Origin of the sequence: Nocardioides sp., from assembly GCF_051876515.1 — a bacterium.
Taxonomy (GTDB): domain Bacteria; phylum Actinomycetota; class Actinomycetes; order Propionibacteriales; family Nocardioidaceae; genus Nocardioides.
On the sequence record NZ_JBJEHY010000178.1, the window covers coordinates 1 to 7953 of the forward strand.

The window sequence follows — 7953 nt, forward strand, 5'->3', positions numbered from 1 at the left end:
CCTGCACGGCCTGCTCACCTTCCCGCAGCTCTACCTCGTCGCCGCTGCCATCGCCCTCATCACCACGACGTTCCCCGCAGGTCCCCAGCGCAACAAGGCGATGGGCGTCTACGCGGGCATGTCCGGCATCGGGGCTGCCATGGGCCTGCTCCTCGGCGGGTGGCTCACCGGCATCGACTCGATCCTCGGGTTCGACGTCACCGGCTGGCGCCTCACCCTGCTCATCAACGCCCCCATCGGGTTCGCCGCGGCCGCGCTCGCGCCCCGCTGGCTCGCGGAGTCCGCGCGCAACCGCAACCCCCTCGACGTACCCGGCGCCGCCACCGGCACCCTCGGCATGTTCGCCCTCGTGTACGGCCTGTCCCGGGCCGGCGAGGCCGAGCACGGCTGGACCGACCCGCTCACCGTCGCCGCGCTGGGCGTCGGCATCGCCCTGCTCGTCGCGTTCGTGGTGATCGAGCGCCGCGTCGAGCACCCCCTGCTCCCGCTGCGCATCATCACGCACCGCACCCGCGGCACCTCGTTCGCGGCCATGCTGTTCGCCTCGATGGCGATGATGTCGATGTTCTACTTCAACGGCCTCTACGTGCAGCGCATCGTCGGCTTCGAGCCGTTCAAGGCCGGCGTCGCGTTCCTGCCGTTCTCGATGTCGGTCATGGTCTCCACCATCATCGCCGCCAAGCTCGTCTCGAGGATCTCCATCCGATGGATCACCGGGTTCGGCACCCTGCTCGCCGCCGGGGGCCTCGTCGGCTTCTCCCGCTACTCGGTGGACCACTCCCCCGCCCACGTCCTCGCCCAGCTCGCGCAGGGCAGCACCGTCGGGGCGGACTCGTTCTCGTACTGGACCGACCTGTTCCCCTTCCTGGCGCTCATGGGCCTCGGCATGGGTCTCACGTTCGTCCCGATGACCCTCACCGCCGTGCACGCCATCCGCGTCGAGGACTCCGGCGTCGGGTCGAGCGTGCTCAACACCGTCACCCAGATCGGCGGCGCCTTCGGTCTCGGACTCCTCAGCACCATCTCCCTGCACTTCGTCAACGCCCGCACGGCCGACGTCGAGGCTCCTCTGCGCGCCGGGCTCACCGCGGCGGGGCTCAACCCCGACGCCGTCGCCGAGGGATCCGGGCTGAGGCTCATCGACCTCGCCCTGTTCCAGGCGACGTACACCGAGGGAGCCACCCACGCGTTCCTCGTCGCGGCCGGACTCATGCTCGTCGCCTCCGTGATCATCGTCGGGTTCATGCGGGTCCAGCCCCACGAGCTCGGGCACGGCAAGCCCGGCGCACCGACCGAGCAGGCTGACGAGGACCCCGCGGTCACTGTCTGACGCGAGGCGGACCGGGCACCACCCGGCACCACCCATCCAGCACCGCAGCACCGCCCGTACGGCCCCGCCCCGGCGGGGTCGTACGCGTTCAGAGGTTGCGGGCCGCCTGCGTCAGCAACGTCCAGGACGAACGCACCCACGCCGGCTCGGCGCCCGCCTGGCCGCAGCCGTGCGAGACCCCCAGCCGCGCACCCACGACGTCGGGATCCAGACCCACCATGTCGAGCAGGCGCAGCACCCGGTCCGTCACCGCGCCCTCGGTCGGGACAGCCTCCGGCGCCGTGCTCGTGAGCACCCCGAGGACGACCGTGCGGTCCCCCTCCAACGACTCCGCCACCAGGTCCAGGTCGTCCGGGCCCAGCACGTCCACGTCCACCACCAGGCCGGCCGCGCCGGCCTTGACCACCAGGTCCCACGGCGTCGACGGGGCGCACGCGTGGACCCACGGTTCCGCCCCCGCGTCGCGCACCGCGGCGAGGACCCAACCCAGGGACTCGGTCAGCTCGGGCTTGTCGATGGTGCGGTGCCGTCCGTAGCCGGACGCCGTCGGCACCCGCCCGGCAGCGACCGCCGCCATCGCGGGCTCGTCGACCTGGACCACGAGACGCCCCACGCCGCGGAGACGCCGGCGCAGGTCAGCCACGTGCCCGCGTACGCCCTCGGCCAGCGCCTGCGCCAGCTCGCGACGGGCACCGTGGTCGGAGAGCACCTTGTCGCCACGCGGCTTCTCCACGGTCGCCGCCAGCGTCCACGGCCCGGTCAGCTGCACCTTGAGGTCGCCCTCGTACGTCTGGGACTGCTCCTCCAGCGCGTCGAGGTCCTGGGCCAGCAGGGAGACCGCGCGCCGGTGGTCGACGCCCGAGGTCGCCGGCGTCCCGGTCAGCCGCCAGCCGGCGGGCTGCAGGTCGACGCCCAGCTCCCGTACGAGTGCCAGTCCGCGACCCGTCATCGCCGCGTGGACACCGCGGCCGGGCAGCTCCGGCAGGAACGGCAGCCCGGGGGCGCTGCCCAGCTCACCCAGCACCGCGCGCACCGCCTCGTCGAAGGCGTGCGCGTCCTCGCCGGGCAACGACCCGACGCCGGTCGCGAACGTCACGCCGGCCCCCGCGCCGTCCGTCGCGTTGACTCGATGGTCGCCGAACCCACCACACGGGTCCCGTCGTAGATGACGGCGGCCTGACCGGGCGCGATGCCCTCGGCGTGCTCCAGCAGCTCGATCTCGACGCTGTCGCCGTCCACCCGCACGACGGCTCGGTGCTCGGCGCCGTGGGCGCGCATCTGCACGGTTCCCTCGACGCGCTCCGGCACCGTCCCGCACCACCGCGGCGCGGCCGCCGACACGCGGTCGACGCGGAGCGCCTCGCGGCCGCCGACACGTACCGTGCCGCTGACCGGCTCGATGTCGAGGACGAAACGCGGCTTGCCGTCGGGCGCGGGCCGTCCCAGCCGCAGTCCCTTGCGCTGGCCGACGGTGAACGCGTACGTCCCCGGGTGCTGCCCCAGCACCTCACCGGTGGCGTCGTCGACGATGTCGCCGCCCCACTCGCCCGAGGCGGTGGGGGCGCGGCCCTGGAGCTTCTCCCCCAGCCAGCCGGCGTTGTCGCCGTCGGCGACGAAGCAGATGTCGTGCGAGTCCGGCTTGTCGGCCACCAGGAGGCCGCGGCGGGCGGCCTCGGCCCGGATCTCCGGCTTCGTGGTGTCGCCCAGTGGGAACAGCGAGTGCGCCAGCTGCTCCTGGGTGAGCACGCCGAGCACGTACGACTGGTCCTTGCCGTGGTCGACCGCGCGGTGCATCTCGATCAGGCCGTCCTCGCCGGTGCGCAGCTGCGCGTAGTGCCCGGTGACCACGGCGTCGAACCCGAGCGCGAGGGCGCGGTCGAGCACGGCGGCGAACTTGATCTTCTCGTTGCAGCGCAGGCACGGGTTGGGTGTGCGGCCCGAGGCGTAGGAGTCCATGAAATCGGTGACCACGTTCTCGTGGAACTCCTCCGACATGTCCCACACGTAGAACGGGATGCCGATCACGTCGGCCGCACGCCGGGCGTCGAGGGAGTCCTCCACCGTGCAGCAGCCGCGGGCACCGGTGCGGTACGAGGCCGGGTTGCGCGACAGCGCCAGGTGCACCCCCGTCACGTCGTGGCCGGCTTCCTTGGCGCGCGCCGCAGCGACCGCCGAGTCCACACCGCCCGACATGGCCGCGATGACCCTCACCCGTGCCTCCGGGGAGCCGCCGCGGCGCGTGCCCTCTCGACCACGGGACCGATCGCGGCCACCACGGCGTCCACGTCCGCCGCGGTCGAGGTGTGACCGAAGGAGAAGCGCAGCGAGTGACGCGCGGAGACGGCGTCGCACCCCATGGCGAGCAGTACGTGGGACGGCTGCGGAACTCCCGCGGAGCAGGCCGACCCGGTGGAGCACTCCACGCCTCGGGCGTCGAGGAGCATGAGCAGGGAGTCTCCCTCGCAGCCGGGGAAGCCCACGTGGGCGTTGCCGGGGAGGCGACCCGGGCCGGGCTCGGCTCCGTGCAGGTGCGCGTCGGGGACCACCTCGAGGATGCGCCGGACCAGGTCGTCCCGCAGGCCGGCGACCCGGCGGGCGAACGCCGCCTGCTCCGTCACCGCCGACTCGACGGCCGCCGCCAGACCGGCGATGCCGGGCACGTCGAGGGTGCCGCTGCGGATGTCGCGCTCCTGACCGCCGCCGTGCAGGAGCGCCTGCACCGGCAGGTCGCGGCGCACCACGAGTGCGCCCACGCCGTAGGGTCCGCCCAGCTTGTGCCCGGTGAAGGTGAGGGCGTCGACGCCCGACGAGGCGAACGAGACCGGGACCGACCCCACGGCCTGCACGGCGTCGGTGTGCACCGGGATGCCGTGCTGGTGGGCGATCTCGACGACCTCGTCGACCGGCTGGAGCGTGCCGACCTCGTTGTTCGCCCACATGACCGAGACCAGCGCCACCGACGTGGGGTCCGCCTCCACCGAGGCGCGGAAGGCGGCCACGTCGAGGCGGCCCTGGGCGTCGACGGGCAGCAGCTCGACGTCGGCGTCCTCCTCCTTGGCCAGCCAGTGGAGGGGGTCCAGAACGGCGTGGTGCTCGACCGCGGTGGCCAGCACACGCGTGCGGCGGGGGTCCTCGGCCCGTCGGGCCCAGAAGACGCCCTTCACGGCCAGGTTGTCGGACTCGGTGCCGCCGGAGGTGAAGACGATGTCGCCGGGGCGGCAGTCGATCAGCTGGGCGATGCGCTCACGCGACTCCTCGACCACCCGGCGGGCGGCACGGCCCGAACCGTGCAGCGAGCTGGCGTTGCCGACCTCGGCGAACTGAGCCGTCATCGCCTCGACCGCGGCGGGCAGCATCGGCGTCGTCGCGGCGTGGTCGAGATAGGTACGGCCTGTGGTCATGTCTGTCCCAGAATACGCGGGTGGGCGTGGCTCACAGGACGACGAGGTCGTCACGGTGGACGACCTCGCGCTCGTACGCCGCCCCCAGCTCCTTCTTCAGGGCGTGCGTGGAGCGGCCCAGCAGCTGCGGGAGCTCCTCGCTGTCGAAGTTCACCAGGCCGCGCGCGACCACGGTGCCGTCCGGTCCGGCCAGGTCGACGGGGTCGCCGGCCACGAAGTGACCCTCGACGCCGGTCAGGCCGGCCGGCAGCAGGGAGGCGCGTCGCTCCACGACGGCGCGTACGGCCCCCGCGTCCAGCACGAGCACCCCCTTGCCCTCGGTGGCGTGGGCGAGCCAGAGCAGACGGGTACGGCGCCGGCGGCCGGTGGCGTGGAAGAGCGTCCCGACCTGCTCCCCGGCCAGGGCCTGCGCCGCGTTGCCGGCCGAGGTGAGGACCACGGGGATCCCGGCCCCGGTCGCGATCCGGGCCGCCTCGGTCTTGGTGACCATGCCACCGGTGCCGACGGCGGAGCCGGTCGCGCTCACGTCGACGTCGGCGAGCTCGTTCAGCGCCCGGACGTCGCTGATCAGGTGGGCCCCCGGAGTGCCCGGCTTGGCGGTGTAGAGGCCGTCCACGTCGGAGAGCAGGACCAGCAGGTCGGCGTGGACCAGATGCGCCACGAGCGCGGCCAGCCGGTCGTTGTCACCGAACCTGATCTCGGCGGTGGCCACCGTGTCGTTCTCGTTGACGATCGGCAGCGCGCCGAACTCCAGCAGCTTGGCGAAGGTCTGGTGGGCGTTGCGGTAGTGCGAGCGGCGCATCACGTCGTCGACGGTGAGCAGCACCTGCCCGGTCACGACGCCGTGCCGGGCGAACTCACGCTGGTAGTGGTGGGCGAGCACACCCTGGCCCACCGAGGCCGCCGCCTGCTGGGCCGCCAGGGCCGTGGGCCGGCTGCGCAGCCCGAGCGGGGCCAGGCCGGCCGCGATCGCCCCGCTGGAGACGAGGACGACCTCGGCGCCTCGGGCGCGTACGGAGGCGAGCACGTCCACGAGGTCGCGCACCGCGTCGGGAGCGATCCCGCCCTCGGGGGTGGTCAGGGAGGAGGAGCCGACCTTGACCACGACACGGCGGGCCTGAGCGACCGCGGCGCGTACGGCGGCTCCGCTCACGCGTCACCGTCCTGGTCGCCCCAGTCCGGGTCCTCGGCCGAGCCGATCTCGTACGACATCGGGCCGATGCCGGAGCTGTTCGAGGTCTCCTGCTTGCCCTTCTTGCTGCGGTCGAGGCGGCGCGCGACGTCGGCGCGGGTCTCGTTCTCCCCGCGGTCGTCCATCGCCTCGTCGATGTCGCGGCGACGCTGGGCGGCAGGACGCGACTCGTCGAAGCGCTGGTCCTCACCGCGTCGGCCGAGCATCTCGGCGCCGGCCTCGATGCCGGGCTTGAAGTCGAAGACGACGGAGTTGTTCTCGGCGCCGATGATGACGGCGTCGCCCTCCTCCGCGCCCATCTTGACGAGGCGATCCTCGATGCCGAGACGGTTGAAGCGGTCGGCGAGGAAGCCGACGGCCTCGTCGTTGCTGAAGTCGGTCTGGCGGACCCAGCGCTCGGGCTTCTCGCCGCGCACGCGCCAGCCGTCGGGGGTCTCGGTGACCTCGAAGTCGACGCCCTTGCCGACGGCCGTGGGCCGCAGCACGATGCGGGTGGCCTCGACGACCGGCGCCTCGGCGCGGGCACGCTGGACGATCTCGGCCATCGCGAAGGTCAGCTCGCGCAGGCCGGCGCTCGACGCGGCGCTGACCTTGAACACCTTCAGCCCACGCTCGCGGAGCTCGTCGACGACCATGTCGGCGATGCCGTCGCCGTCGGGCACGTCCACCTTGTTGAGGGCGACCAGGCGGGGCCGGTCCTCCAGGCCGCCGTACCGCGCCAGCTCGTTCTCGATGACGTCCAGATCGTCGACGGGGTTGCGGCCGGGCTCGATCGAGGCGGTGTCGATCACGTGCACCAGCGCGGCGCACCGCTCGATGTGGCGCAGGAAGTCGTGCCCGAGACCGCGGCCCTCGGCGGCGCCCTCGATCAGACCGGGGACGTCGGCGACGGTGAAGATCGTGTCGCCTGCGGTGACCACGCCCAGGTTGGGCACCAGCGTGGTGAAGGGGTAGTCGGCGATCTTGGGCTTGGCCCGGGAGATCGCCGCGATCAGGCTGGACTTGCCGGCGCTGGGGAACCCGACCAGGCCGATGTCGGCGACGACCTTCAGCTCCAGGCGGACCGAGAGCTCGTCGCCGGGCTCGCCGAGCAGGGCGAAGCCGGGGGCCTTGCGCTTGCTGCTGGCCAGGGCGGCGTTGCCGAGGCCGCCGCGGCCGCCCTGGGCGATGACCATCTCGGTGCCGACACCGACCATGTCGCCCAGCACGTTGCCGTCCATGTCCTTGACCAGCGTGCCGTCGGGCACGGGGAGCACCATGTCCGCGCCGTGCGCGCCGTTGCGGAAGTCGCCGGCGCCGTGGCCGCCGTGGGGGGCGCGGCGCTTGGGGCTGTGGTGGTAGCCGAGCAGCGTGGTGACGTCGCGGTCGACACGGAGGATCACCGAGCCGCCGGGACCACCGTTGCCGCCGTCGGGGCCACCGAGCGGCTTGAACTTCTCACGGTGCACCGAGGCGACGCCGTTGCCGCCACGACCTGCCGCGATGTGCAGGGTGACCTGGTCGACGAAGGTCGGGACAGCCATGGGAGGGCCTCTCTTCAGAAGGTGGTGGTGCGGGTGCTGCTGGGGGCGGAACGGTGGTGGAAAGGCGAAAGGGCGTCCCCAGACCAGGGACGCCCTTCGCGGAAGATCAGTGTCGCCGGAGCGTCACTCGCCCGGGACGACGTTGACGACCTTGCGGCCGCGCTTGGTGCCGAACTCCACAGCACCCGCCACGAGGGCGAACAGGGTGTCGTCGCCGCCACGGCCCACACCGTTGCCGGGGTGGAAGTGGGTGCCACGCTGGCGGACGATGATCTCGCCGGCGCCGACGACCTGGCCGCCGTAGCGCTTCACACCGAGGCGCTGGGCGTTGGAGTCACGACCGTTCTTGGTGCTGGCTGCACCCTTCTTGTGTGCCATGAATTCAGTCCTTCAGTGATTCTGTGCGAGACGCTCAGAGGGAGATGTCGGTGACCTTGACCTGGGTGTACTTCTGACGGTGACCCTGGCGCTTCTTGTAGCCGGTCTTGTTCTTGTACTTCTGGATGA

Annotated in this window: 8 protein-coding genes; 1 reads left to right on the forward strand and 7 read right to left on the reverse strand. The window is 72.5% G+C overall.

Annotated features, from left to right (window positions below; genetic code table 11):
• The coding region (locus ACI379_RS13335; protein ID WP_439792578.1) for an MFS transporter at positions 1–1330 on the forward strand (1330 nt) is incomplete at its 5' end.
• A gap of 88 nt (positions 1331–1418) precedes the next feature.
• Here the strand turns inward: ACI379_RS13335 and ACI379_RS13340 are convergent.
• From ACI379_RS13340 to ACI379_RS13370, 7 genes are all read right to left on the reverse strand, one after another.
• Positions 1419–2426: a methionine synthase gene (locus tag ACI379_RS13340; protein ID WP_439792579.1), complete on the reverse strand. Its 1008-nt coding sequence runs from the start codon at positions 2424–2426 to the stop codon at positions 1419–1421.
• Entirely contained in the window at positions 2423–3541 is a 1119-nt protein-coding gene (gene mnmA, locus ACI379_RS13345; protein ID WP_439792580.1) for a tRNA 2-thiouridine(34) synthase MnmA, read from the reverse strand. Before mnmA ends, ACI379_RS13340 begins: the two co-directional genes overlap by 4 nt.
• On the reverse strand, positions 3538–4731 hold the full coding sequence (locus tag ACI379_RS13350) for a cysteine desulfurase family protein (protein ID WP_439792581.1): 1194 nt from the start codon (positions 4729–4731) through the stop codon (positions 3538–3540). Before ACI379_RS13350 ends, mnmA begins: the two co-directional genes overlap by 4 nt.
• 31 nt (positions 4732–4762) lie before the next feature.
• Positions 4763–5884: a glutamate 5-kinase gene (gene proB, locus ACI379_RS13355; RefSeq protein WP_439792582.1), complete on the reverse strand. Its 1122-nt coding sequence runs from the start codon at positions 5882–5884 to the stop codon at positions 4763–4765.
• Positions 5881–7446, reverse strand: coding sequence for a GTPase ObgE (gene obgE, locus ACI379_RS13360; protein ID WP_439792583.1), 1566 nt, complete (start codon positions 7444–7446; stop codon positions 5881–5883). Before obgE ends, proB begins: the two co-directional genes overlap by 4 nt.
• 123 nt (positions 7447–7569) lie before the next feature.
• The gene (gene rpmA, locus ACI379_RS13365; RefSeq protein ID WP_439792584.1) at positions 7570–7824 is read right to left on the reverse strand and encodes a 50S ribosomal protein L27; all 255 of its coding nucleotides are present in this window, start codon (positions 7822–7824) and stop codon (positions 7570–7572) included.
• Positions 7825–7858: 34 nt separating this feature from the next.
• Positions 7859–7953, reverse strand: a 95-nt coding sequence (locus tag ACI379_RS13370; RefSeq protein ID WP_439792585.1) for a bL21 family ribosomal protein, incomplete at its 5' end; no start/stop codon positions are given.